This window comes from Micromonospora sp. WMMD714 (genome assembly GCF_029581315.1).
Lineage (GTDB): Bacteria > Actinomycetota > Actinomycetes > Mycobacteriales > Micromonosporaceae > Micromonospora > Micromonospora rifamycinica.
In genome coordinates this window covers 911,153-935,425 of record NZ_CP120744.1, presented here as the reverse complement: position 1 = coordinate 935,425, position 24,273 = coordinate 911,153, and the positions used below count along the sequence as shown (strand labels likewise).

The window sequence follows — 24,273 nt, the reverse complement described above, 5'->3', positions numbered from 1 at the left end:
GGGCAGCAGGAAACCCGTTGGCTGGCTGTGGAGCGTCAAGGCAGGTCCGCTTGGCGAGGTGGTTCCGGGCCCGGACCGAGGTCGAGCTGGTTCAGCTTCGGCTTTCGGGGATCGGCTGGTCGGAATCGGCTGTCGGTCCGGGCAGCGTTAGCGGGAGACTGTTTCACCAAAAGTCTCTATGACTCTCCGTCATATTTATGACGCAGCGTCATACAACGTATGGAGCACGATATGGGTACCCCGAGGGGTGGCCGCGGGTGCGCAGCCTGGCTTGAGGTCGGTCCCTGCCGGCCCGCCGCCGGAGTGATCCGTGGAGAGCACCGGTAAACGAGGACCGGGGTCGCTGAGTCACGACCCTCCCGACCTCCTGACCTGCGACTGTTAGGCACCGGCACTGACGGTGGGGATCTGCCCGGCGGGGGTCGGGCTTACGGGGGTCGGGCTCGTGGGGGTTGGGCTCGTGGGGGTCGGGCTCGTGGGGGTTGGGCTTACGGGGGTCGGGCCGGCGAGGATCGGACTGGGGTGTGGACAGGGCGGTGGCCGCCGACCCGGCTCGGGTCGACGGCCACCGTGTGGTGCGGCTACCGGTCTAGCTGTCGGAGATCCGGGCGCCCGCGCAGGTCGACGTGGGGGCCAGGCGGAAGTCGAGGGTGCCGACGATGCCGGCCTCGACGACCGTCCGCTGGGCCTGGGGCACCCAGCCGTCCTTCGCCACGATCGCCTCGTACCTGCCCTTCGGCAGCCACCAGGCGTAGCGGCCCTGACCGTCGGCGGTGAGCGTGACGCCGGTGGTCGACCCGACCAGGTTCAGCCGGATCGTGGCCGGGACGCCGACGGTCTGGCCGCCGCAGGTCACCCCGGTCACCGTGCCCTGGATCTTGCCCCAGTTGTTCGGCGGCGAGACGTTCATCTCGACCCCCACCGCCGACACCGGGTAGGGCGTGTTGGAGGTGAATCCCAGCTCACCCGAGTAGACCCCGGGCTGGGCCACCCCGGACGCCGCCGTGGCGGTCAGCGTGACGGTGACCGTCTGGGACGCCCCCGGGGCCAGCGTGAAGCTGGTCGGTGCGGTGGACAACCACGGCAGGTCGCTGGCGTCCGTGCAGCCTTCCAGCCCGCCGAGCCGCTCACTGTCCGCCGAGCCGACGAACGAACTGGGCGAACCACCGATCTTGTACGCCCCGCAGGCGGCGGCTCCCCGGTACCTGCTGAACTGGGCGTTCGGCAGGTTCCGCCAGGCCCCGGCGACCGGGTCGAAGCCGACCGTCCGGTTGGTCACCGACGTCGAACCGGCCGTCACCCCGCCGGCCAGCACCAGCATGCCGCCGGCCGACGCGTACTGGGAACCCCACAGCTCGACCGGGAGGTTGGGCAGCGCGCTCCAGGCGTCCGACGCCGGGTCGTACCGCCAGGCGTCGGTGTACTCGTCGGCGGCGACCCCGCCCGCGCAGTAGACCTGCGCGCCGATCCCGCCGCAGGACAGCCAGGAGACCGGGTGCGGGTAGGCCGCGCCGGCCCGGAACGTCCCGGTGCGCGGGTCGAACACCGTCACCTTGGCGGACTCCGTGCAGGTGGTGTCGACGCAGCCGCCGACCAGGAACACCTTGCCACCGGCCACGGCGGTGCCGGCCGCAGCGGCGGGAGCCGGGTTGACCGCCCCGGCCAGGGTGCTCCACGCCCCGACGCCCGGGTCGAAGACGTCAACCGTCGGGTCGGCACCGGCACCGTCGCCCCAGCCGCCGAGCACGTACAGCTTGCCGCCGATCCCGACGGCGGACGGCTTGGACCGGGCGTGCGGCAGGTCGGGCAGCGCCGTCCAGACGCCGGTGGCCGGCTCGAACACCCAGGCCTTCCGCTCGTTGCCGGTGTCCCCACCGCCGCCGACCGAGTAGATCCTGCCGTCCAGGTTGGCCGCCGCGTTGTCGTAGATCGCGGCGGGCAGGTTGGTGATCCGCGCCCAGGCGTCGTCGGCCTGCGGTGCGGCGTCGGCGTTCCCGCCGCCGTACCGGGCACCGGTACGCCCGGTGCTGATCCCCTTGACCACCTGCTCCCGCAGCGGAGCACCGGCAGTCGACAGCACCTCGAACCCGCCACCGCGTTCCAGCAGCTCCACGGTGGCCGGGGCGGAGCCGGTGTTGCGGACCGTCACCTTGGCGTTGCGGGTGCTGCCGTACGGCTGGTGGGCCTCGATCGTGGTGGTGCTGACGGTGAGCCGCCCCGCGGTCAGGGCCAGGTCGGCCCGGCGGGTGCTGTCGGCCACCACCGTCATCTGCTGGGTGACCGGGGTGTACGGCGGCTTGGCGGCGGTGAACGGGTGGGTGCCGGTCAGCCCCGAGAAGAGGTGGTAGAAGCCGTCCGGCAGGTTCGGGTCGTCCGGGGTGGCCGCCGAGACGGCCGTGTCGGTGGGCCGGTCCACACTGGTCACCGTGACCCCGTTGACCGGTGCGCCGGTGTTGCGGTCGGTGGTGTTGCCGACCACCAGACCACCCGGCACGGGGGTGCAGTCCCGGTTGACCAGCTGCACGTCGTCCACCTGCCACCACCAGGCGAAGGTGCCCTTGAACCGGAACCGCACCAGCGCGGCGGTCGCGCCGGCCGCCGGGGTCAGCGGCACCTCCTCGACCCGGGGGCCACGGCGGCTCGCCGTCTGGTGCCAGACGTTCGTCCAGCTCGTCCCGGCGTCGGTGGAGACGTCCACGTCGGCGGTGTCGGTGATCCCGACCGCCCGCCAGTCGCTGCGGAAGCGCAGCAGCGGCGCGGCCGAGGCGGACAGGTCGACCGGCGGGGTGACCAGGTCGGTGTCCTGGGTGTTGCCGGTGCCGAGCTTGTCACTGTCGACGATCGCGAACCCGCCGGTCCCGCCGGTCAGGTTGCCCCGCGCACCCGGGTCGTTGAAGACCCAGCCACCCTTGTCGGTGCGGTTGCGCACCGTCCAGCCCTCCGGCGTGGTGGTGCCGTCGAAGCTCTGGGTCAGCAGCGGCGCGCTCAGGCTGCCGGTGTAGCCGGCGGCGGCACAGGCCGCCTCGACCGGGACCGGGATGTCGGCCGTGGCGCCCGTCGCGCCGACGGTCAGGTCCTTCGTCACCGTCCGGTAGCCCGGGTAGTTGGCGGTGACGGTGAGCTTGTAGTCGGAGTTGCCGGCCACGGTGAACGAGTACCGGCCGGTCACCGGGTCGGTGAAGACCGGTGCGCCGGGGCGGCCGGCGACCTCGATCCTGGCGTACAACGGCCAGCCGTGCCCGGAGCCGTCGGTGACCCGGCCGGAGACGGTGACCGTCGGCGTGGCCGTCAGGGCGAAGTCGCGGGTCAACGTGCCGTCCTCCGGGACGGTCACCGTGCCGGTCGCCGTGCGGAAGCCGTACGCGGAGACGGTCAGCGTGGTCTCGCCGGCCGGCACGGTCAGCGTGTACCGGCCGTCGGTGCCGGTGCCGACGCTGCGGGCGCCGACCGCGACGGTGGCACCCGCCACCGGGTCGCCGGTCGCCGCGTCGGTGACCCGGCCGGAGACCTGCCCCACCGGCCCGCGCGGGGCCTGCCGGACCGCCTCGTACGCGTTGAGCCGGCCCTCGCCGAAGACGTTGTTGTCGGCGGCGGTGCCGCCGCAGGTGGTCGCGTCGACGTCGGTCGCGGTGCGGTCGAGCAGCGTCTCGGTGCCGGCGATGTCACCGCGCAGGCTGGGCGCGGCCGACCAGATCAGGGCGACCGTGCCGGCCACGTGCGGGGCGGCCATCGAGGTGCCGCTGAACGCCGCGTAGCTGTTGTCCGGCACGCTGGAGCGCACGTTGCTGCCGGGCGCGGCGATGTTCGGCTTCAGCCCGGCCGGGTCGGTGGCGTCGCCCCGCCCGGAGAACCCGGAGATGGTGTTGTTCACGTCGTACGAGCCGACCGCGTAGGCGTTGGGGTTGTCCCCGGGGGAGCCGGCGCTGCCGCAGGCCGGGCCGTCGTTGCCGGCGGAGAAGACCGGGAACATCCCGGCGGCCCGCCAGGCGGCCACGGTCTGCTGGTACCACGGGTCGCCGCCGTCGCCGCCCCACGAGTTGTTGACGATGTCGGGGCGCAGGTCGGGGCGGGGGTTCTGGCCGTTGAGGTCGGTCGGGGCGAGCACCCACTGACCGGCGGCCAGCAGCGAGGCGTCCGAGCAGCTGTTGGACTCGCAGCCCTTGGCGGCGATCCACTTCGCGCCGGGGGCGACCCCGACCTGGTTGGCCCCGTCGGCGCCGACCATCGTGCCCATGGTGTGCGTGCCGTGGTCGTTGTTGTCGCAGGGGGCGTCCTGCGGGCAGACCCCGGCCGGGTCGAACCAGTCGTAGTCGTGGTCGAAGCTGCCGCCACCGAGGTTGCCCCGGTAGGACCCGACCAGCGCCGGGTGGTCGTACTGCACGCCGCTGTCGATGTTGGCGACCACCAGGCCCTCACCCCGGTCGCCGAACTCGTCCCAGACCCGGGGTGCGCCGATGTTGGTCAGCCCCCACTCGACCGCGTCGGTGCCGGCGCGGGCGGCCGTGCTGCGGACCGGCCGGACCAGCGGGTAGCTGCGGGTCGGCGCGATCCGGTCGACCTCCGGCCGGGCGGCGATGGTGTCCAGCAGCGCCCGGTCCCCGGTCACCCGCAGCGCGTTGGCGATCCAGTACGCCGTGTAGGTCGCCTTCCGCTCGTCCAGCACCGCCCGCAGGCCCTGCTGGGTCCGCTCGGCGGTGGTGGTGAGCAGCCGGTGCACCTCACCGGCGCGGACGTCCGGGTCGGGCAGCCGGGCGGCCTGCGCGAGCGGGGCCTGCTCGCGCAGGTAGACCAGGAAGGTCCCGGTGCCGTCGGCGAGCCCGTCGAGGACCTGCCGGTCCACGGTGGCCCGGGGTGCGGCCGGCGCGGCCCCGGCGGGCAGCGCGGGCTGGGCGGTGAGGCCCAGCAGTCCGGCCGCGAGCGCGGCCACCAATCGCCACCGGGACGGTCGTCCGGTCGGTCGTCTGAGCACGTTTCCTCCCCACTGAGCGGACCCGATCGGTTCGGGTCCGGCCGCGTGTGCCGGGGTCGCGGCCACGCGGAGCGGCTGAGGAGGTGGCCGGTGGTGGGTGCTGGTCGACCAGCCCCGCGGCCGCTGTGCATCATGCTCAGCCGGGGAACCAAGCTGATCAATGGATCGGGTCGGTCAGTATTCGGTCAGTAACCTGACGCCATCCTGACCGTTAGGCTGGCATCCAGCCGCGTCGACACCTGTCGTGGGCAGACGGGAACGTCGGGAGCGGGCGGCAGGTGCGGTCCTGGGGAGGACGTGTGACCGGTGTCGACATCCCGTTCGTGGTCTGTGTCAGCGCCGACGTCTCCGTCCGGGAGCGGGTGGTCCGTCAGCTCGACGACCTGGGGCCGGTGGTGATCTGCGCCGACCTGGCCGAGCTGCGCGCCATGCTCTTTCCCGGCCCCGCGCTGCCGCCCGCCGCCGCGCCCCCGGTCGCCGCGCTACCCGGCCCCGCGCTGCCGGCCGCCGCGCCCCCCGGCTCGGTGCGCTGCGGCGATCTCGTCGTCGACCCGGCCGGTCACCTGGTCACCTGGCGGGGGGAGCCGTTGGCGCTGACCCGGCTGGAGCGGGAGCTGCTGGCCCGGCTGGCCGGTGACCCGGGGGTGGTCTGGAGCTACGAACGGATCTTCGGCTCGGTCTGGGGCGGGGCCTGGCTGGGCGACGCGGCGATCCTGCACTCGGCCGTCAAGCGGCTGCGCCGCAAGTTGCGCGCGGTGTCCGGTGGCCCCCAGGTGCAGACCGTGCGCGGGGTCGGCTACCGCCTCGCCACCCCGTGCGGCTGACGGGCGGCCGGCGCGGGCCGGCGCGGTGCCGGCGGTGCGGGCCGCGCGGTGCGGGCCGCCGTGGTGTGGTGCGGGCCGGCGCGGTGTGGGCCGGTGTGGTGCGGGCCGGCGTGGTGCGGGCCGGCATGGTGTGGTGCGGGTCGGTGCCGGCCGGTGCGGTGTGGGCCGGCGTGGTGTGGTGCGGGTCGGTGCCGGCCGGTGCGGTGCGGGCCGGAGGTGGGGGCGTGACACGATGAGCCGGTGAGCGGTGCCGTCCACCCGGGGTACGCCCCACCGACCGGTCCGTCCGCGCCGCGTCGCCGGCTGCCCTGGCTGCTGGCCGCGACGGTGGCCTGGGCGGTGCTGCTGGCCGCGCTCACCTGGTGGTCGGCGCGCGAGGACCCGCCGACCGTACGCGAGCAGCGCACCCTCACCCAGGCCGGTCCGGTGGTGGACCGGGCGCTCGGTCACCTGGTCGCGGCGGTCGGCGACGACGCCTGGGTGTTGACCGCCCCGGAGGTCGAGCGCGGTTGCCGGCTCACCCCGATGGCCGACGGCGCGACCCTCACCCGGGGGCTGGACGTGCTGGTCGCCGAGGGCGGCGAGCGGGCGGTGCTGGAACGTGTCGCCGACCGGTTGCCGGCCGACTGGCGGGCCGGGGTACGGGCCGGTGCGTCAGGCCCCCGGCTGCGCGCCGACGCCGGGGAGTTCGTCGCCGTGCAGGGGCGGGTCACCAGCGGCGGCCGGGTCCGGTTCACCGCCGACACCGGCTGCCGCCCGGTCGGCGACGGCTACCCCGGGCCGTCGGTCGACCCGGCCACCCCGGGTGCCGCCGTGGATCCGGTGCTGGACGGCGCGCTGCGGGCGTTGGGGCGCACGGCGGGGTCCGCCCCGGTACCGGTCAGCGCCCCCTGCCCGGGAGGCGGCACCGCGCGTACCGTCGCCGTGTCGGCCGGCGACGCGCCGGTCGCGTTGACCGGCCTCCGCCCGTTGGCCGCCGGCCCCCCGGTCGTCGACCTCCCCGAGGTGTACGCCTACCGCAGCGGCCCGGCGACCGTACTGGCCGACGGCACCGGCGCACAGGTCCGGCTCTCCGCCTCGACCGGCTGCCCCGCCTGACCGGGAGCATGCGGCGCTGCCACCCCGGTGACCCGGGCGGGCGGGGTCAGAGCCGGCGGCGGTCGTCGTAGGGGGTGCGGCTGCGGCCCAGGGCGTCGACCCGGCCCCACCGGCCCGGGATGTCCAGCAGCTCGACCCGGCCCATCCCCTCCGGCACCATCGGGTCGATGATCAGGTGTTCGCCCTGCGGTTCGAGGCCGAGGAGCACCCGGAGCAGCAGCAGCGGGGTGCCGGCCGACCAGGCCTGCGGGCTGCACGCCGTCGGGTACTGCACCGGATAGTCGGTGAGGTCGCGCTCGTAACCGGCGAACGCCTCGGGCAGCCGGCCCTCGAAGAAGCGGGAGGCGGCGAGCATCGCCTCGCAGATCCGCCCGGCCTCCTCGCGGAAGCCGTACCGGCTCAACCCCCAGGCGATGAAGGCGTTGTCGAACGGCCACACCGTGCCGACGTGGTAGCCGATCGGGTTGTAGCGGCCCTCGCCGGTAGCCAGGGTGCGTACCCCCCAGCCGGAGAAGAGCCGGGGGCCGAGCAGGTGCTCGGCGACCGCGGCGGCCCGGGGCTCGTCGACGATGCCGCTCCACAGCAGGTGGCCGATGTTGGAGGTGAGCGAGTCGACGTGCCGGCCGTCCGGATCGAGAGCGAGGGCGTAGTAGTTCTTCTCGGGGATCCAGAAATCCCGGTTGAAGCGTTCCTTGAGCGCCGCCGCCTCCCGGTCCAGCCGGTCGGCGTACTCCGGGTCGTTCCAGAACAGCCGGGCCATCCGCGCGCCGCGCCGCTTGGCGTCGTAGGCGTACCCCTGGATCTCGCAGGTGGCCCGGGGGAAGCCGGGCAGCCGGCCGTCGGCGTAGGAGATGGCGTCCCAGGAGTCCTTCCAGCACTGGTTCTCCAGCCCGGTCTCCGGGTTGCGGCTGCGGTACCAGACGTAGCCGGTGCCGAGCAGGTCGCCGTAGGTGTCGATCCAGTGCAGCGCGGCCCGGGCCGGGGTTTCCAGCTGCTTGACCAGCGCGGCGTCGCCGGTCCAGCGCTCGTACTCGTCGAGCAGGATGACGAAGAGCGGGGTCGAGTCGGCCGCGCCGTAGTAGGGGGAGTGGGGCTGCTCCTCGAAGCCGGCGGTCTCGCCGTACCGCAGCTCGTGCAGGATCTTGCCGGGCTCCTCGTCGCGGAAGTCGTCGAGCCGGTAGCCCTGCAGCCCGGCGAGCATCGTGATCGTCGGCGGGACCAGCTCCGGCAGGAACGGCAGCACCTGCAACGAGGTGAGCATGCTGTCCCGCCCGAACAGGGTCATGAACCAGGGCAGCCCGGCGGCGAGCAGCCGGACGCCCAATGTGATCGACTCGTACCGGAGCGCCGCCAGGTCGTGCAGGCTCTGCTGGTACGCCCCGGCGAGCGGTTCGCAGTCGCAGCCGAGCTGCGGCGCCCGGGCGACCAGCTCCTCCTGCTCGTCGCGGATCATGGCCGGGCCGCGCGCGGCGCCCAACGCGGTGATCGCCCGCACGTCCTCGCCCCGGGCGCCGTGGATGACCGGTGTCACGGTCAGCCGGGTGCTCCACTCGGCGTGCGGCCCGACGACGACCGCCCAGGTCATCCCGGCCTGGTCGACGTGGGCGTCGGTGCTGCTGGTGACGGTGGCCTCCCGGTGGAAGGCGTCCCGGCGGTAGGTCAGCCGCAGCGCGTTCTCCCCCACGACGGCGCTGGTGCGGCCCTTCTTGGGCCGCTGGTGCTTGATCTCGAAGAGGTCGGCGAAGTCCGAGCCCATCTCCAGCCGCAGGTTGAACCGCATCTCCCGGCCGGAGTGGTTGAGCACGGTGAGTTCCTCGACGAGGTTGCCGCCGATCGACCGGCTGCGGATCACCGACACCTTGGCGTCGAGGTAGTGCGTCGGCTCGCCGGGGACCAGGAAGAAACGGGTCCGGTAGGAGTGCGCGTCGTCGACGGAGAGCGGGTGCAGGCGCTCCCCGTCGAGGGTGAGCAGCCAGGTGGAGAGGAACCGGGTGTCGAAGGAGAACATGCCGGTGGGGAAGTCGAACGACGGTTCGACGTCGCCACTGCGGTCGCAGACCAGGAAGGTGTTGCCGTCGAGGATGCTGACCCGCTGTTGCATCATGCCCGTCCGGCCTGTTCACGGGCGGTCTCCCGGGGATCCCGCACCCCGGGCGGGGTGGGGAAGAAGCGCCGGAAGACCAGGAACAGCATCACGTTCCCGCGGAACGTGGACTCGTTGCGCAGCACCGCCGAGACGGCCTGCGCCCGGCCGGTGACCAGCCGCTCGAACAGGTCGGCGCTGCTGCTCCAGACGGCGTCCGCCGGGCCTCGGCTGCGCTCCACCGTCGCCGCGCCGGGGCTGAGCCGGACCAGCCAGTGCTCGGTGCGGTTGCCGGAGGCGAGATCGATCTGGAGCGTTCCGGTGACGGGGGCGCGCAGGACGGCCGGGGCATGCGACGGCAGTGCTGCGAAGAACTCCTCCGTCGCCTGGGTCACCCCAGAATGGTAGGAAAAATGCGAACAGGCAGGGGCGTTATCGGCGGCATGCCCGGTCGGTCGGCAGACAGGATGCCCGGCAGGTCAGTAGACCAGCGCCTGGGCTCCCTCGGCCGTCGCCTCCTCGACGAAGACGGCCGCACCGGCGATCCGGACGCCGGGCAGCACGTCGTCCGGGCCGATCTCCCGGCGGGCGGCACACTGCGTGCAGGCGGTCACCTGCCCGGTGGCGAGGACGACACCGAGCAGATCGGCCAGCGGCGCGGAGTGCGGCAGCGTGAACTGCTCGGCCCGGCCGGGCACGGCGAACCAGGTGGACTCACCGGTCAGCCAGAGCGACACCGGCACCCCGGCGGCGACGGCCGTGGCGGCCACCGTGAAGGCCTGCGCGCACCGCTCCGGGGCGTCCGCCCCGGCGGTGGCCTTGACGACGAGAGTGCGGCCCATGGAGCCCAGCATAGGATGACCACGATGGTCACCGAGATCGGGTTCGTCAGCCTGTTGGTCGCCGGCCTGGGCGCGCTCGCCGGTGGCCTGGTCTACCTGGCCGTACGCCTGTCGAGAGGTAAATGGTGACAACCGAGGTGAACCGGTGAGCGACGAGAATCCCCTTCAGCCGCCGTGGTTGAACGCGCCTCCGGTCGAGGAGTACCCGTACCAGGAGAGCCACGACCTGCGGGTCGGCCCGAAGCTGCACCCGTCGCTGGACGGTCTGCTGCCGTACGTCGGGGTGTGGCGTGGGCGGGGCCGGGGCGGTTTCCCCACCATCGAGGATTTCGACTACGCCCAGGAGATCCGGATCAGCCACGACGGCCGACCGTTCCTGTTCTACGAGTCGAGGGCCTGGCTGCTGGACGACGAGAGCCGCCCGGTCCGCCCGGCCGGGCGTGAGGTGGGCTGGTGGCGTCCGGTGCTGGACGGTGAGCGGGTCACCGACGAGCTGGAGGCCCTGATGACCACGCCGACCGGGATCATGGAGCTGCACATCGGCAAGCGCACCGGCACCCAGATCGAGTTCGCCACCGACGCGGTGGTGCGGACCGCCACCGCCAAGGAGGTGACGGCGGGCGCCCGGCTCTTCGGCATCGTCGAGGGGGCGTTGCTCTACGCGCAGGAGATGGCGGGCATGGGCCACAGCCTCTCCCCGCACCTGTCCGCCCGGCTGATCCGGGTCGCCGGCTGACCGGTCGAGCGGGGTTGATCGACTCAGGTGAGCCGATGTTGCGGTGTCCGTGAGCGGAGATCCCGCAACATCGGCCCCGTGGTGTCGATCACGCGGCCCGGCCGGGTGAGGACGGTCGGGCGGGGGCGGGGGTCAGGCGAAGCCCAGCAGCTCCTGGAGGCGGGAGGTGTGGGGGGCCGGTGGGCGGGGAGTGGTGTCGAGGGTCCTGACCTCGACCGGGCCGCGTACCGAGGAGGTCAGCCACACCCCGGCGGCGGCGTGCAGCCCGGCCGGGGTGACCAGGCGCTCGGCCCGGCCCAGGCCCAGCTCGGCGGCGTGGTCGAGCAGCCAGCCGGCGGTGGTGCCGGGCAGGACGCCGGTGGGACCGGCCGGCACGGTGCAGAGGGTGTCACCGTCCAGCCAGACGACGTTCGCGCTCGGTGCCTCCAGCACGTAGCCGTCGGCGGAGACCCACAGCACGTCGTCCACCCCGGTGCGGGCGGCCCAGCGGCGGGCGGCGCTGCTGGCGGCGTACGAGATGGACTTGACGCCGGCCGGCAGCCAGGCCAGTTCGGGGCGGGCGGTCGCCGGCACCCCGAGTGGCAGGGTGGCGACGGTGACCCCGGTGCGGCGCAGGCGCTTCGCGGTGGCCGGCACCTCGGCCAGGGTGGCGTAGACGGTGGGCAGCCCACCGCCCTCCGGCCCCCGGGTGCAGACCAGCCGCAACGCGCCCTCGACCTCGGCGGGCCAGCCGGCGGCGATGCTGTCCAGCAGCTCCACCAGCGCCCCGTCGGCGGGGAGCGGGAGTTCCAGGGCGGCGGCCCCGGCCCGCAGCCGGGCCAGGTGGGCGGTGCGCAGCCAGGGGCGTCCGCCGCGCAGGTGCATGGTCTCGAAGAGCCCGTCGCCGTGCAGTACGCCGAGATCGTCCCCGCGCAGCACCGGCTCCGTCGCGGGGACGACGCCCCGGCCGAGCACGGCGATCCTCGACGCCACCATGACCGCCGAGCCTAGCGGCGTGCCCCCCGGCCCGGCGGTGGGCGGGCGGCGATCGGCGACCACCGAACTATGATCGGACGGTGTCCGAATCCTCCCTGGCGGAAATGCTCCGCTCCCGTGGGTTGCGGCTGACGGCGCAGCGGCAACTGGTCCTGCAGGCGGTGCTCGATCTGGGGCACGCCACACCGGAACAGGTGCACACCGCCGTCCGGGAGGTGGCCGCCGGGGTCAACATCACCACCATCTACCGCACGTTGGAGCTGCTGGAACGGCTCGGCCTGGTGACCCACACCCACCTGTCGCACGGCTCGCCGACCTATCACGCGGCCGGTGAGCACCAGCACATCCACCTGGTCTGCCGGGAGTGCGGCGCGGTCGACGAGATCGACCCGGAGCTGATGCGCCCGTTGGCCGACCGGCTCGCCTCGGAGCGGAGCTTCCGGGTGGACATCGGGCACGTGGCGCTCTTCGGCGTCTGTGGCAACTGCGAGGACGGGGAACCGACATGATCGACATCGCGGGAGCGGTGGCCGTCGAGGCGATCGACGAGGCCAGCCGGGACCAGCCGGACGCCGAGCACCGGGCGGCCGGGGTGCGGGGTGTCGCCGCGCACTACGGTGACCCGATGCGCGAGCAGCGCACCCTGGCCACCGCGGTAGGCCTGGTGGACCGTTCGCACCGGGGCGTCGTCGCCGTCGCCGGCCCGGAACGGATCGGCTGGCTGCACACCCTGACCAGTCAGCACCTCGCCGCGCTCGGCCCCGGCCAGGGCACCGAGCTGCTGGTGCTCAGCCCGCACGGGCACGTCGAGCAGCACGCGATGGTCGCCGAGGACGGCACCACCACCTGGCTGGACACCGAGCCGGGGATGACCGCCGGTCTGCTGACGTACCTGGAGAAGATGCGGTTCTTCAGCCAGGTGGAGCCCCGCGACGCCACCGCCGACCACGCGCTGCTGTCGCTGGTCGGGCCGCAGGCCACCGACGCCGTGGCGAGCCTCGGCGTGACCGGGCTGGCCGCGCCCGAGGTGCTCGCGGTGCCGGGGCCGAAGTTCCGCTCCGGCGAGCTGCCCCCCCGACCCACCGTCTCCTACGACGTACGGCCGCTGCCCGGGGGCGGTTGGGCCCGTCGGGTGCCGCTCGGGGTGGACCTGCTGGTGCCCCGCCCGGCCCTGGAGCAGGTGGCCGCGGGGCTGCGCGACCACGGGGTGCCGGCGGCCGGGCTGTGGGCGTACGAGGCGGTGCGGGTGGCCGCCCGCCGGGCCCGGGTGGGGGTGGACACCGACCACCGGACGATCCCCGCCGAGGCGGGCCTGATCTCCCCGGCGGTGCACCTGGACAAGGGGTGCTACCGGGGGCAGGAGACGGTGGCCCGGGTGCACAACCTGGGCCGGCCGCCGCGCCGGCTCGTCCTGCTGCACCTGGACGGGGTGACCACCGACCAGCTGCCGGCGGCCGGCACCCCGGTCACCCTGGACGGCCGGACGGTCGGTTTCGTCGGCACCGCCGTACACCACTTCGAGCTGGGTCAGGTCGCGCTAGCCGTGGTCAAGCGCAACCTCGCCGACGACGCCCGGCTGTCGGTGGGCGAGTCCACCGCCGCCATCGACCCGGAGTAGCCCCACCCGCCGGCGTTCCGGTCGGCCTCCGGCCCTGGGCTCGTCGGCCTCCGGCCCTGGGATCGCGGAGCAAGGATGCCCACGATTCACGCCATGGGCGGGAATTTCTCCGGGTCCAACCCGCACATCGTGCGGTTCTTCCTGCCGTGCTGGCGCTGCGCCATCGACCGCAGGGGGCCGGGGCGGCTACCATCGCCGGCATGACGACAGGGACGTTGATCACGGTTGCCCCGACCGGCGCGGAGTCGGCGAAGGCGGAGGTGCCGGCGCTGCCGGTGACCCTCGACGAGTTGCTGCTGACCGCCAAGGAGTGCGAGGCGCTCGGCGCTTCCGTGATCCACGTCCACATCCGCGACGACCAGGCCCGGCCCACCCTCGACCAGGGGCGGCTGCGGGAGACGGTGGCGGCGCTGCGCGACGCCACCGACCTGATCGTGCAGCTCTCCTCCGGCGGCGCGGTGACCGACCCGGAGGCCGACCGGCTGGCCGTGCTGGACGCCGCCCCCGACATGGCCTCCTGCACCATGGGCACCGTCAACTTCGGCGACGACGTCTTCCTCAACCGGTGGGAGTTCATCGTCGACCTGCACACCCGGATGCAGGAGCGCGGCATCCTGCCCGAGTACGAGATCTTCGACCTCGGTCACCTGTCCGCCCTGTACCGCCTGCTCGACCGGCACGGCCTGCCGCACGGCGGCCACGTGCACGTCGACTTCGTGATGGGGGTGCCGGGCGGCATGCCGGGCACCACCGCCACCCTGGTCGCCGCCCAGCAGATGCTGCGCGACCTGCCGGCGGGCACCACCTTCTCGGCCACCGGGGTCGGCCGCAGCACCATCCCGGTGATGCTGGCCGCGCTCTCCACCGGCGGCCACCTCCGGGTCGGGATGGAGGACACCGTGACGTACGCCAAGGGGCGGCCGGTGGAGTCGAACATGCAGCTGGTGGCCCGGGCGACCGGTTTCGCGCAGCTCGCCCAACGCCCCCCGCTGACCACCACCGAGGCCCGTCGGCTGCTCGGCCGTTAGCCCGCCCGCCGGCCCCGCCCGCCGGCCCCGCCCGCCGGCCCGGCCGGGCGGTAAGCCGCGCTCGGCCCGGCGCTCCCTACGTCGTCGGCTGACGTCCCAGGTCACCCGGGTGTCGGGCGGATCGTCCGGCGTCGGTACCTTGCCAGGGTGGCCAAGACGTACGAGGGTGGCGAGGCGCTCGCCGAGGTGGTCCGGTCCGGGTTCGTGGAAGGCGTGCACCGTGGCTCGGTGGTGGTGCTCGACGGCTCCGGCGCTCCGGTCGCCGGTGCCGGGGACGGTACCGCGCCGGTCTTCCCACGGTCGGCCAGCAAACCGTTACAGACCCTCGGGATGCTCCGCGCCGGGCTGGCGCTGACCGATCCCGCCGACGTCGCGGTGGTCTCGGCCAGCCACGCCGGCGAGGAGTTCCACCTGGCCCGGGTGGCGGCCCTGCTGCGGTCCGCCGACCTTGATCCGGCGGCCCTGCACTGCCCGCCCGACCTGCCGTTCGGCGAGACGGCCCGGGAGGCCGTGCTGCGGGCCGGCGGCGGCCCGAGCCGGTTGGCGATGAACTGCTCCGGGAAGCATGCCGGCATGCTGCTGACCTGCCTTGCGGCCGGCTGGCCGCTGGACGGGTACTGGCGGCCGGAGCACCCGTTGCAGCAGCGGCTGACCGCGACCATCGAGGAGTGCGCCGGTGAGCGGGTGGCGGCGGTCGGGGTGGACGGCTGCGGAGCGCCGGTGTTGGCGGTCTCGCTGACCGGGCTGGCGCGGGCGTACCTGCGACTGGTGACCGCCGGACCCGGGTGCGACGAGAGCAGGGTGGCGGACGCCATGCGGGCGTACCCGGAGGTGGTCGGCGGCACCGTGGCGGACGACACCCGGCTGATGCGGGGCGTACCCGGGATGCTGGCCAAGATCGGTGCGGAGGGGGTGTTCGCCGCGGCGCTGCCCGGCGTCGGCGCGGTGGCCCTCAAGATCGACGACGGGGCGACCCGGGCGCGGATGCCGGTGCTGGTCTCCGCGCTGCGCCGGCTCGGCGTGCGGGCGCCCATTCTCACCGAGTACGCCGAGTTTCCCCTGCTGGGTGGGGCGCTTCCGGTCGGCGGTGTGCGTCCCGTCTGGTGATGTCGGCCCGGTCGGCCCGGTGGCTGCTTTGCCGGCCCGGCGGTAGGGGGGCGTAGGGCCGGGGCCGGGGCGGTCAGGGCAGGAAGGCGCGGAGGGCTGCGGCGACCGGGCCAGGGCGTTCCAGCGGGACCAGGTGCGCGGCGTCGGGGATGTCGGGCAGGCGGACGGCCCCGGGTGCCTCGGCGGCGATCCGGTCGGCCAGCCGGATGATGTCCGGGATGTCGATGGCGCCGGCGGTGACGAGGACCGGTAGGCGCAGTTCGTCGAGCCGGCCGATGGCGGGTGGGTCGAGGTCGACGACGTCCACCGCGCTCAACGCCTGCTCGGCGGCGAGGGCACGCCGGTCCAGCTCCTCGGCGTAGGCGATGAACGCCGGGTCGAGATCCTCCGGGCGGCGGTGCGGGCCGACCACCCAGAACCGGACCTCACCGGCTGCGCTGGCCGCCAGGTCCTCCTCGTCGACCTCGCCGACCAGCCGGTCCCACAGCTCCTCGGTGTCCGGCGACCACTCGTGCCCGGAGACGGCGGTGCCGAACAGCGCCAGTGCCGAGACCCGCTGCGGGTACGCCAGCGCGGTGTCGATCGCCACCGCCCCGCCGAACGAGCAGCCGACCAGGGCGGCCCGTTCGACGTCCAGCGCGTCCAGCACCGCCACCACGTCGTCGTGGTGGGCGAAGGACCCCGGCGGAAGCGCCGAGTCCCCGTAGCCCCGCAGGTCCAGCGCGATCGTCCGGTGCCGGTCGGCGAGGGCGTCGCCCACCGCGCGCCACATCCGCCGATCGGCGATTCCCGCGTGCAGCAGGAGCACCGGGGTGCCACTGCCGGCCTCGTCGTACCCGAGGGTGGTGCCGTTGACGGCGATCTCCTTGGTCACGCCGTGCAAGCTACGACCGGACATCCCGGCCCGCAACGCACTTTGACCCCTGTTACCTTGCTAACTCTGGCTAGCGTTTTGCTTGCTGGAGCTAGCAGCGCGGACTACCGTAGGGGTATGGCCGCACCCAAGGATCTACCCGACGTCGGCGGATTCATCCGTGACCTGCGGCGGAACGCCAAGATCTCGCTCCGCCAGCTCGCCGAGCAGGCGGGGGTCAGCAACCCATATCTCAGCCAGATCGAACGGGGCCTGCGCAAGCCCAGCGCCGAGGTGCTCCAGCAGCTCGCCAGCGCGTTGCGGGTCTCCACCCCGGCGATGTACCTGCGGGCGGGGCTGCTCGACGACAAGGAGGGCCAGGGCGTGCTCGCCGCGATCGCGGTGGACCCGGACCTGACGATGGCCCAGAAACAGTCGCTCAGCCAGATCTACGAGACCTTCCGCCGGGAGAACACCCGCCTGGCCGAGGCCACCGCCGCCACTCAGCCAGCCCCGGACCAACCGGCCCCGACCGCCCCGACCGAGCCCGTCGTCACGGACCGCCCTGTCGTCACGGATCCGCCGGTCGTCACGGATGGGCCGGTGGGTACCGATCGGCCGGTCGGCACGGACCAGCCGGTGGTCACGGACCGGACGGCCGCCACGGCGGACCGGTCCGGGACGTCGGCCGGACCGACGGAAGCGGCGGCCGTGGTCACCCCGGCCGCCACCGGCCCCACCACTGCGGAGGGCACCCCGACCGAGGCCGTCCTCGAATCGGTCGCCGTCACCGAGGCGGGCGGCGCATCCGCCCCCGGCACACCGGGCGGTACGCCCACGCCCGGCGGAGCGACCGGCACGCCCGCACCCGCCGGAACGGACACCGCACCCGCCACCGCCACCGGCACCCGCGCCACGGATGCCGCGCCCACGACCAGCAACAGCAGGGCCGCCGCGGCGGCCGAGGAGGAGTTGTCATGACCCAGCCGAAGACCAACCGCATCCCGGCCCCCGTCTACGCCGCAGCCGGTGCCGGTGAGCTGGCGTTCCAGCAGCTGCGCAAGCTGCCGACCGTGGTGACCGAGCTGGGCAACCGGGTCGTCGCCGACGGCACCAAGGTCGTCACCGAGCTGGGTGGCCGGGCCGTCGTCACCGGGGTCGAGCTGCGCCAGAAGGCCACCGAGACCTTCCGTACCGCCAACCTGACCGCCTCCGGCCTGCGTGACCGGGCCACCCCGGCCGAGCTGAACCTGGACAAGCTGCGCACCGAGCTGAACCTCGACAAGCTGCGCACCGAGCTGAGCCTCGACAAGCTGCGCACCGAGCTGGACCTGGACAAGCTCCGGGCCGAGCTGGACCTCGACAAGCTGCGCGGTGCCGCCACCCGCAACGCCGCCGTGGTGCTCGCCGGGGCGCACGCCGCCCAGGAGCGGGCGCTGGCCGCGTACGGCGCGTTGATCGCCCGGGGCGAGCGGGTGGTCGGTGCCGGGGTGCTGGAGGCCGCCGACACCGTCAACGCCGACATCGAGGCCACCGACGCCACCGTTGCGCCCGAGGTGCGGGCGGTGGCCGCCCCGGACCGGACGCCCACCCCGACCGAGGTGGCCCGGGCCGGCGCGGAGCACCCGCCCACCCCGGCCGACGTGGCCGAGGTCGTCGGGGCCAAGCCGGCCGCGGCCGGGACGACCCGCCCGCGGGCCACCAGGGCCGCCGCCAAGCCGGGCGCTGCCAAGGCCGCCGCCAAGCCGACCGCCACCACCACCAAGGCTGCCGCCAAGCCGACCGCCGCCGGGACGGCGAAGGCGCCGAAGGCCACGAAGCGGACCCGCCCGACCGCCGAGTGACCAATGCCGACACCGGCCCCGGAGGCGTCCTGACGGACGTTTCCGGGGCCGTCGGCATATGCTGGCCGGCATGGCCATCGCCGCGCCGATCTTCGTCTTCGACGCCGTCTTCATCATCGACCGCGTCCTGCTCTTCTTCGCGCTCGTCGTGCAGGGCATCTCGCTGGTGCACGCGATCACCCAGCGGTCGGACGCCTTCGCGGCGATCGGCACCCTCCCCAAGGGGGGCTGGATCGCCATCCTGGCCGTCTGCCTGCTGCTCACCCTGCTCGGCTTCGGCGCGCTGAGCATCTTCGGGCTGATCGGCATCGCGGCCGGTCTGATCTACCTGCTCGACGTCCGGGTCGGGCTGCGTGACCTGCACGACGGCAAAGGGTTCTGGTGAGGGGTTTCCGCTGGCCACCACCACCGGACGGCGGACCCCGCACCTGGGGGCCGGGCCCCGGCGCACCGCGTACCGGGCGACCCGCCCTGCCGGAGCCGGAGACCGAGCTGGTCGACACCCCGCACGACGTGCAGTTGGAACGGCTGGTCACCGGCGTCGGTGAGCCGGTCACCGTGTTCGCCCACGGATTCGGCAACGGCATCGCCACCACCCGCCCGTTCGGCAGCGCGGTCACCGGCCGGCGGGTCTTCTTCCAGTTCCGGGGGCACGGTCGTTCCGACGTGCCGCCCGGCCCGTGGAGCTACCTGGACCTGGCGCGTGACCTGCGGGCCGTAGCGGACCTCAGCGGCGCCAGCCGGGCGTTCGGGGCCAGCCTGGGCGCGGGGGCGCTCTGCCGGCTGCTCGTCGAGAGCCCGGACCGGTTCGAGAAGCTGGTCTTCCTGCTGCCCGCCGTCCTCGACCGGCCGCGCGGCCCGATCGCGCAGCAGCGGCTGACCGACCTGCTGGACGCGGTGGCCGGGGGCGACGCCTCGGCGGTGGCGGACGTGGTCGCCCTGGAACTGCCGCCGTCGGTACGCAACACCCCGGCCGGCTGGTCCCACCTGCGCCAACGGCTCGACCAACTGCTCCGCGACGGGCTCGCCGCCGGCCTGGCCGACCTGGTGGAGCAGTCCCCGCTGCCGGATGTGGCCGCCCTGGCCGGGGTCACCGCTCCCGCGTTGGTGATCGGCTGCGTCGGCGACGACCTGCACCCCACCCACATCGCCGCGGAGCTGGCCGCCGCGCTGCCGGCTGCCACCCTGCACGTGTACGACCGCCCTGGGTTCGCCTGGACCGACCGCGCCGACCTGCGGGAACGGATCTCGACCTTCCTCAACGACTAGGCCCGCGCCGGCCCGGTGCGGAGCGCGCATCCCCGCCGGACCCGGCCGACCGTCGTATCCGTGACGTGGTGGTGGGCCGCGTGATCATCCGGGCGTCGCCACGGCGGCACCCGGCCACGGCCGCCATGGGTCAGCCCGGCCGCGGTGGGTCAGTCCGGTGACGGCAGGTGCGCGGCGCGTACGTCGCGCAGCCAACGCTCCACCACGGCCTCGTCCGGCCGGTCGGGCAGCGGGGTGCGGATCCGGTCGAAGTCCCGTTCCGCCGTGGCGACCAGCTCCTCCGCCGCAGCCAGCGCACCCGCCGCGACCTGCTCGCCGAACGCCCGGAACCATCCCGGGTCGGCCAGCCGGATCTCCAGGAACCCGGTGGCGTAGAGCGTGCGCCCCTGGTGCAGCAGCCGGGCCAGGTGCCGGGCGTGCTTGGCCGAGCGGCGTCTCCCGTCCACCGTCGCGTCGCGGGTGGTCAGCTTGCGCAGCTGCTGGCTCGCATACCCGAGGTAGGCGTCCCGGACGCGCGGTGCGCTGAGGAACGCCGACCGGATGGCGATCAGGCGCTCGCCGAGGGCGGTCCGGGTCTCGTAGCAGTCGTCGGGAAGCCACATCAGCTCGGTGGCCGTCGGGTTGCCGCTCAGCGCCAGCCGGGCGTACTTGCCGGCCTCGTGCAGGGTGACGTCCGGGTCGGTGGTGACCACCGACTCCCGGGGTGGCCGCAGCCCGTGGAAGTCCACCGTCGGGGCGGCGAAGACGCCGATCCGGTCCACGTCGGAGCCGGGGCCGGCCAGCCCGTAGGCGACCGAGCCGACGATCCCGGAGAGCAGCAGGTGCATGCCGGGAGCATGCCGGACGGAACCGCTCCGCGAAACCGGACTTCGGCTGTCAGGTATAGCTGACACCCTCGACATCATGACGACGACACCGCTGGAAGGAAAGGTCGCGCTGGTGGCCGGCGCGACCCGGGGCGCGGGGCGGCAGATCGCGGTCCAGCTCGGCGCGGCCGGGGCGACGGTCTACGCCACCGGGCGCAGCAGCCGGGCCGGCCGCTCGGAGCTGGACCGCCCCGAGACCATCGAGGAGACCGCCGAGCTGGTCACCGCCGCCGGCGGCACCGGCATCGCGGTACGGGTCGACCACCTGGTGCCCGACCAGGTGCGTGACCTGGTGGCCCGGATCGACGCCGAACAGGGCCGGCTCGACGTGCTGGTCAACGACGTGTGGGGGGCCGACCCGCTGGTCACCTGGGACAAGCCGGTCTGGGAGCAGCCGCTGGACGCCGGGTTCCGCACCCTCCGGCTGGCGGTGGACACCCACATCGTCACCAGCCACTTCGCGCTGCCGTTACTGATCCGCCGCCCCGGCGGGCTGGTCGTCGAGATCGGCGACGGCACCCGGGCGTACAACGACACGCACTACCGGCTGTCGGTCTTCTATGACCTGGCGAAGGTGTCGGTAAACCGGCTCGCGTACTCCTGGGGGCACGAGCTGAAGCCGCACGGGTGCACCGCGGTGGCGCTCACCCCCGGCTGGCTCCGCTCCGAGGCGATGCTGGAGCACTTCGGGGTGACCGAGGACCGGTGGCGCGACGGCGCGGCGGAGGACCCGCACTTCCTCATCTCGGAGACCCCGGCCTTCGTCGGGCGGGCGGTCGCCGCGCTGGCCGCCGCCGAGGATCGGGACCGCTGGAACCAGGCGTCCGTCTCGGCCGGCGAGCTGGCCCGGGTGTACGGCTTCACCGACCTCGACGGCAGCCGGCCGGACGCCTTCCGCTACCTCGCCGAGGTGGTCGACACGGACCGCCCCGCCGACGTCACCGGCTACCGCTGACGCCGTGTCGGCCCGGTCGCCTGACCGGTACGCCGTCAGTGGGGGGCGGGGTCCGGGCTGACGCCGTAGAGGGCCGCCGAGCGGGCCGCCGCGTCGACGAGGCGGGCGCGCAGCACGGCCGGTTCGAGCACCTCCACCTCGGGACCGAGGCCGAGCAGCTGCGCGTACGCCACCTCGACGGACTCGACGGGCAGCCGGGTCACCACCCACCCCTGCCCGTCGGGTACGCCGAGACCGGCCATCGCCTCCTCGTACGCGAAGGGGGTGTCGGCGAGGAAGCGGAGCCGGCGCAGGCCTTCGGGGCTGACCCGGATGGTGGCCCGTTCGGCGAGCATGCCCCGCAGGAACGCCCCGGCCTGCTCCCGCCAGTAGCCGCCCAGGTCGAAGCCGTCGTCCCGGACGAAGGTCGCCGGGTCGGCGGCGACGTGCAGCACCCGGTCGACCCGGTAGGTACGCATCGCCTCGCCGACCCGGCCCACGAGATACCAGGTGCCGCTCTTGAGCACCAGCCCGTACGGCTCGACCCGGCGGGTCACCTCCCGGTCGCCGCGCCGGTACCGCAGCTCGACCACCCCGTCCCGCCACACCGCGCGGGCCAGCTCGGACAGCCAGCGGGGCGGGGTGGCGTCGCGGAACCAGCCCGGCACGTCGAGGTGGAACCGCCGCCCGGTGCGGGCCGGCGCGTCGCGCAGGCTCGGCGGCAGCGCGGCGAGCACCTTCAGCTCGGCGGACGCCACCGCCTCGGCCAGCCCCAGGTCACCGGCGGGGCCGGGCAGCCCGGCGAGGAAGAGCGCTTCCGCCTCGTCCCGGGTCAGCCCGGTCAGCCGGGTCCGGTAGCCGCCGAGCAGCCGGTAGCCGCCGGAGCGGCCCCGGTCGGCGTAGACCGGCACCCCGGCGGCGGAGAGCGCCAGCACGTCCCGGTAGACGGTCCGCTCGGAGACCTCCAGCTCGCGGGCGAGTTCGGCGGCGGTCATCGTCTCCCGCGACTGCAACAGCAGCACCAGGGAGATCAACCGGGCGGCGCGCACCCCCGTATCCTGCCGCCCCGACCCACCGGCCGGCGCCATCGGGTGCCGGGCGGCGGTGGCCGGTGGCCAGTAGGCTCTGCGGTCGTGGACGGACCCCGTACCCTCGCCGCGCCGGTGACCGGCGCGGCCCGCCGCTTCTTCGGCGGCGTCGGCCTGCTGCTGCGCGGCCTCGGCCTGTATGTCCGCAGCCCGGGCCTGATGCTGCTCGGCGTGGTGCCGGCGCTGCTGTCCGCGGTGCTCTTCGTCGCCGCGTTCGCCACCCTGGTCTACTTCGTGGACGAGCTGGCGGCGTGGGTGACCCCGTTCGCCGACGACTGGTCGGACACCCCGCGCAGCCTGGTCCGGGTGATCGCCGGGCTGGCCTTCCTGGGGCTGGGCGGGCTGTTGACCGTGGTCGGCTTCACCGCCGTCACCCTGGTCATCGGAGATCCGTTCTACGAGAAGATCTCCGAGCGGGTGGAGGACCGGCTCGGCGGCACCCCCGGCGCGGTGGAGGTGCCGTTCGGGGCGTCGCTGCGGCGCAGCATCGTCGATTCGCTGCGGCTGGTCGGGCTCTCGGTGCTGTTCGGCATCCCGCTCTTCGTGGCCGGGTTCATCCCGGTGGTCGGGCAGACCGTGGTGCCGGTGGTCGGCGCGGCGGTGGGTGGCTGGCTGCTCGCCGTGGAACTGGTCGGAGCGCCGTTCTCCCGGCGCGGGCTGCGGCTGCCGGACCGGCGGGCCCGGCTGAAGGCGGACCGGGCCACCTCGCTGGGCTTCGGCGTGGCGGTCTTCCTCTGTTTCCTGGTCCCGTTGGGCGCGGTGCTGGTGATGCCGGCGGCCGTCGCCGGGGCGGCGTTGCTCGCCCGTCGGTCGTTGGGGCAGCACATCGAGGAGAGCTGAGCGGCTGGTCAGCGTAGGTCGCGCAGGCAGGACCAGCCGGACGCCACCGGCCGGTAGCCGAGCCGTTCGTTGACGGCGAGCATCGGCGCGTTGGCCTCGTCGTTGGAGGTGTAGGCCGTCCGCACCCCGTTGCCGGCGGCCCGGTGCAGCGCGGTCTGTTTGGTCAGCCGGGCCAGTCCCCGACCCCGGTATTCCGGGCGGGTCGCGGTGAAGTCGGACCACATCCGGTCGCCGTCCCGCTTGACCAGGCTGAGCGCGACCAACGCGCCGTCCGTCTCGGCGACCGTACTGGCGGCCCGGTCCAGCCCCGGGTTCTCCCAGGACGCGAACCGCCAGTAGGCGTAGCTGGTCGCGTCCACCGGCACGTCCCCCGGCTCGCCCGCGGCGGCGGCGACGTCGAGGAGATAGATCTGGTACGGGTCGAGCCCGGTGAGCGGGAGCAGCCGCACCCCGGCGGGCGGCTCGGGCAACGGTGGGGCCGGGCGCAGGTCGAGCGCCGAGTAGCGCAGCTCCCGGCTGGGGGTGAACCCGTGCCGCCGGGCGTACGACAGCGAGTCGGTCCGCACCCAGGTCCGCACCCGACGGATCCGGAGCGATTCCAGGTGGGCCAGCGCGGCGGCGAGCAGTGCGGTGCCGGTGCCCCGGCCCCGGTGCTCCGGGTGCACGTGCAGGAGGGAGACTTCCCCGAAGTCCGGCACGGAGGTCTCCGTGTTCCGGTATGCCGAGGCCCAGCCGACGATCTGGCCGTCCGCCTCGGCCACCCAGGCCGTCCACTTCTCCTCGGGTGGTGGTTGGGCGATCATCTGCCGGGTCGACGCGACCCCCCGCACCAGGTACGGATGGACCAGCGACCGCAGTGCCACCACCCCGGGCGCGTCGTCCGGTCGGGCGGTACGGATCAGCACCCGCGCCGCCCCGCCCCCGGCCGCTGCTTCCCGGCGGTGGGCGGCACGGCGGTGGGCGGCACGGTGGTGGAACGACACGACGGGGCAGGGTCAGCCATGCCCGCGAGGGTAGGCGTCGGTCGGAGCCGACTGCCACGCCTTTTCCCCGCCCCGCCGAAACGATGTAACTCTCGGTGACATCAGTCCTTGATTTCGGGGCCGATCACCATCAGTGATATCCGCTCCACCCCTGTCACCTCACCCCCGCCACCTTTGCTCTGCTGCCCTGGGCGCGACACGCGATTGAACTGCTGTTTCGGGGTGGGCGGCGTGGGTCGTCGTCGTGCCCATCGATCACTATGGGTGCCTGTCGCCTGCATGGCAGCAGAGCAAAGGGAGTGAGGGGGTGATGGTG

At 74.1% G+C, this 24,273-nt stretch carries 23 protein-coding genes; 14 read left to right on the top strand and 9 right to left on the bottom strand.

Going from position 1 to position 24,273, the window contains the following annotated elements; all coding sequences use genetic code 11:
• Positions 1–589: 589 nt before the first annotated feature.
• On the bottom strand, positions 590–4,969 hold the full coding sequence (locus tag O7625_RS04235; protein WP_282344458.1) for a S8 family serine peptidase: 4,380 nt from the start codon (positions 4,967–4,969) through the stop codon (positions 590–592).
• Positions 4,970–5,268: 299 nt separating this feature from the next.
• Here O7625_RS04235 and O7625_RS04230 point away from each other — a divergent pair, with 299 nt between their 5' ends.
• Together O7625_RS04230 and O7625_RS04225 are read left to right on the top strand one after the other, a co-directional pair.
• The gene (locus O7625_RS04230; protein WP_282344456.1) at positions 5,269–5,793 is read left to right on the top strand and encodes a winged helix-turn-helix domain-containing protein; all 525 of its coding nucleotides are present in this window, start codon (positions 5,269–5,271) and stop codon (positions 5,791–5,793) included.
• Between the two features lie 303 nt (positions 5,794–6,096).
• Entirely contained in the window at positions 6,097–6,891 is a 795-nt protein-coding gene (locus O7625_RS04225) for a hypothetical protein (protein WP_282346802.1), read from the top strand.
• Positions 6,892–6,937: 46 nt separating this feature from the next.
• On the opposite strand, the gene O7625_RS04220 is transcribed toward O7625_RS04225, so the two are convergent.
• From O7625_RS04220 to O7625_RS04210, 3 genes are all read right to left on the bottom strand, one after another.
• Complete coding sequence (locus O7625_RS04220) at positions 6,938–8,992, bottom strand: glycogen debranching N-terminal domain-containing protein (RefSeq protein WP_067315093.1); 2,055 nt, start codon at positions 8,990–8,992, stop codon at positions 6,938–6,940.
• The gene (locus O7625_RS04215; RefSeq protein ID WP_067315091.1) at positions 8,992–9,369 is read right to left on the bottom strand and encodes an SCP2 sterol-binding domain-containing protein; all 378 of its coding nucleotides are present in this window, start codon (positions 9,367–9,369) and stop codon (positions 8,992–8,994) included. Before O7625_RS04215 ends, O7625_RS04220 begins: the two co-directional genes overlap by 1 nt.
• A gap of 84 nt (positions 9,370–9,453) precedes the next feature.
• Positions 9,454–9,828: a DsrE family protein gene (locus O7625_RS04210; RefSeq protein ID WP_067315089.1), complete on the bottom strand. Its 375-nt coding sequence runs from the start codon at positions 9,826–9,828 to the stop codon at positions 9,454–9,456.
• Between the two features lie 12 nt (positions 9,829–9,840).
• Between O7625_RS04210 and mtfM the strand changes: the two genes are divergently transcribed.
• Both mtfM and O7625_RS04200 read left to right on the top strand, forming a co-directional pair.
• Positions 9,841–9,945 carry a small membrane protein MtfM gene (gene mtfM, locus O7625_RS04205; protein ID WP_067315095.1) on the top strand — a complete coding sequence of 35 codons (105 nt, stop codon included), beginning with the start codon at positions 9,841–9,843 and terminating at the stop codon, positions 9,943–9,945.
• 16 nt (positions 9,946–9,961) lie between these two features.
• Positions 9,962–10,552: an FABP family protein gene (locus O7625_RS04200; protein WP_067315086.1), complete on the top strand. Its 591-nt coding sequence runs from the start codon at positions 9,962–9,964 to the stop codon at positions 10,550–10,552.
• Positions 10,553–10,684: 132 nt separating this feature from the next.
• Here O7625_RS04200 and O7625_RS04195 read toward each other — a convergent pair whose 3' ends face one another.
• Positions 10,685–11,527, bottom strand: coding sequence for an aminotransferase class IV (locus O7625_RS04195; RefSeq protein ID WP_282344449.1), 843 nt, complete (start codon positions 11,525–11,527; stop codon positions 10,685–10,687).
• A gap of 104 nt (positions 11,528–11,631) precedes the next feature.
• Between O7625_RS04195 and O7625_RS04190 the strand changes: the two genes are divergently transcribed.
• The 4 genes from O7625_RS04190 (at position 11,632) to O7625_RS04175 (ending at position 15,280) form a co-directional block, all read left to right on the top strand.
• Positions 11,632–12,036 (top strand): Fur family transcriptional regulator, encoded by a 405-nt coding sequence (locus O7625_RS04190; protein ID WP_084261621.1) that lies wholly within the window; start codon positions 11,632–11,634, stop codon positions 12,034–12,036.
• Complete coding sequence (locus O7625_RS04185; RefSeq protein WP_282344447.1) at positions 12,033–13,145, top strand: folate-binding protein; 1,113 nt, start codon at positions 12,033–12,035, stop codon at positions 13,143–13,145. The genes O7625_RS04190 and O7625_RS04185 overlap by 4 nt, the downstream gene beginning before the upstream one ends.
• A gap of 200 nt (positions 13,146–13,345) precedes the next feature.
• Positions 13,346–14,173 carry a 3-keto-5-aminohexanoate cleavage protein gene (locus O7625_RS04180; protein ID WP_282344445.1) on the top strand — a complete coding sequence of 276 codons (828 nt, stop codon included), beginning with the start codon at positions 13,346–13,348 and terminating at the stop codon, positions 14,171–14,173.
• 147 nt (positions 14,174–14,320) lie between these two features.
• Positions 14,321–15,280 carry an asparaginase gene (locus O7625_RS04175; protein WP_282344443.1) on the top strand — a complete coding sequence of 320 codons (960 nt, stop codon included), beginning with the start codon at positions 14,321–14,323 and terminating at the stop codon, positions 15,278–15,280.
• 73 nt (positions 15,281–15,353) lie between these two features.
• Here the strand turns inward: O7625_RS04175 and O7625_RS04170 are convergent, their stop codons facing one another.
• Positions 15,354–16,154, bottom strand: coding sequence for an alpha/beta hydrolase (locus O7625_RS04170; RefSeq protein WP_282344441.1), 801 nt, complete (start codon positions 16,152–16,154; stop codon positions 15,354–15,356).
• Positions 16,155–16,271: 117 nt separating this feature from the next.
• Between O7625_RS04170 and O7625_RS04165 the strand changes: the two genes are divergently transcribed.
• The 4 genes from O7625_RS04165 (at position 16,272) to O7625_RS04150 (ending at position 19,246) form a co-directional block, all read left to right on the top strand.
• Positions 16,272–17,114, top strand: a complete 843-nt coding sequence (locus O7625_RS04165) for a transcriptional regulator (protein ID WP_282344438.1) — start codon at positions 16,272–16,274, stop codon at positions 17,112–17,114.
• A complete protein-coding gene (locus tag O7625_RS04160; RefSeq protein WP_282344437.1) occupies positions 17,111–17,977 on the top strand; it encodes a hypothetical protein in 867 nt (288 codons plus the stop codon). Before O7625_RS04165 ends, O7625_RS04160 begins: the two co-directional genes overlap by 4 nt.
• A 70-nt stretch (positions 17,978–18,047) precedes the next feature.
• A complete protein-coding gene (locus O7625_RS04155) occupies positions 18,048–18,362 on the top strand; it encodes a DUF2516 family protein (protein ID WP_067311829.1) in 315 nt (104 codons plus the stop codon).
• Positions 18,359–19,246 carry an alpha/beta hydrolase gene (locus tag O7625_RS04150; protein ID WP_282344436.1) on the top strand — a complete coding sequence of 296 codons (888 nt, stop codon included), beginning with the start codon at positions 18,359–18,361 and terminating at the stop codon, positions 19,244–19,246. Before O7625_RS04155 ends, O7625_RS04150 begins: the two co-directional genes overlap by 4 nt.
• A 149-nt stretch (positions 19,247–19,395) precedes the next feature.
• Here O7625_RS04150 and O7625_RS04145 read toward each other — a convergent pair whose 3' ends face one another.
• A complete protein-coding gene (locus tag O7625_RS04145; protein WP_282344435.1) occupies positions 19,396–20,073 on the bottom strand; it encodes a nucleotidyltransferase domain-containing protein in 678 nt (225 codons plus the stop codon).
• Between the two features lie 76 nt (positions 20,074–20,149).
• Here O7625_RS04145 and O7625_RS04140 point away from each other — a divergent pair, with 76 nt between their 5' ends.
• A complete protein-coding gene (locus tag O7625_RS04140; protein WP_282344433.1) occupies positions 20,150–21,067 on the top strand; it encodes an SDR family oxidoreductase in 918 nt (305 codons plus the stop codon).
• A gap of 35 nt (positions 21,068–21,102) precedes the next feature.
• Here the strand turns inward: O7625_RS04140 and O7625_RS04135 are convergent, their stop codons facing one another.
• On the bottom strand, positions 21,103–22,095 hold the full coding sequence (locus O7625_RS04135) for a YafY family protein (RefSeq protein ID WP_282344431.1): 993 nt from the start codon (positions 22,093–22,095) through the stop codon (positions 21,103–21,105).
• An 84-nt stretch (positions 22,096–22,179) separates the two neighbouring features.
• Between O7625_RS04135 and O7625_RS04130 the strand changes: the two genes are divergently transcribed.
• Positions 22,180–22,974: an EI24 domain-containing protein gene (locus O7625_RS04130; RefSeq protein WP_067311798.1), complete on the top strand. Its 795-nt coding sequence runs from the start codon at positions 22,180–22,182 to the stop codon at positions 22,972–22,974.
• 8 nt (positions 22,975–22,982) lie between these two features.
• Here the strand turns inward: O7625_RS04130 and O7625_RS04125 are convergent, their stop codons facing one another.
• A complete protein-coding gene (locus O7625_RS04125) occupies positions 22,983–23,879 on the bottom strand; it encodes a GNAT family N-acetyltransferase (RefSeq protein WP_282346800.1) in 897 nt (298 codons plus the stop codon).
• Positions 23,880–24,273: the final 394 nt, after the last annotated feature.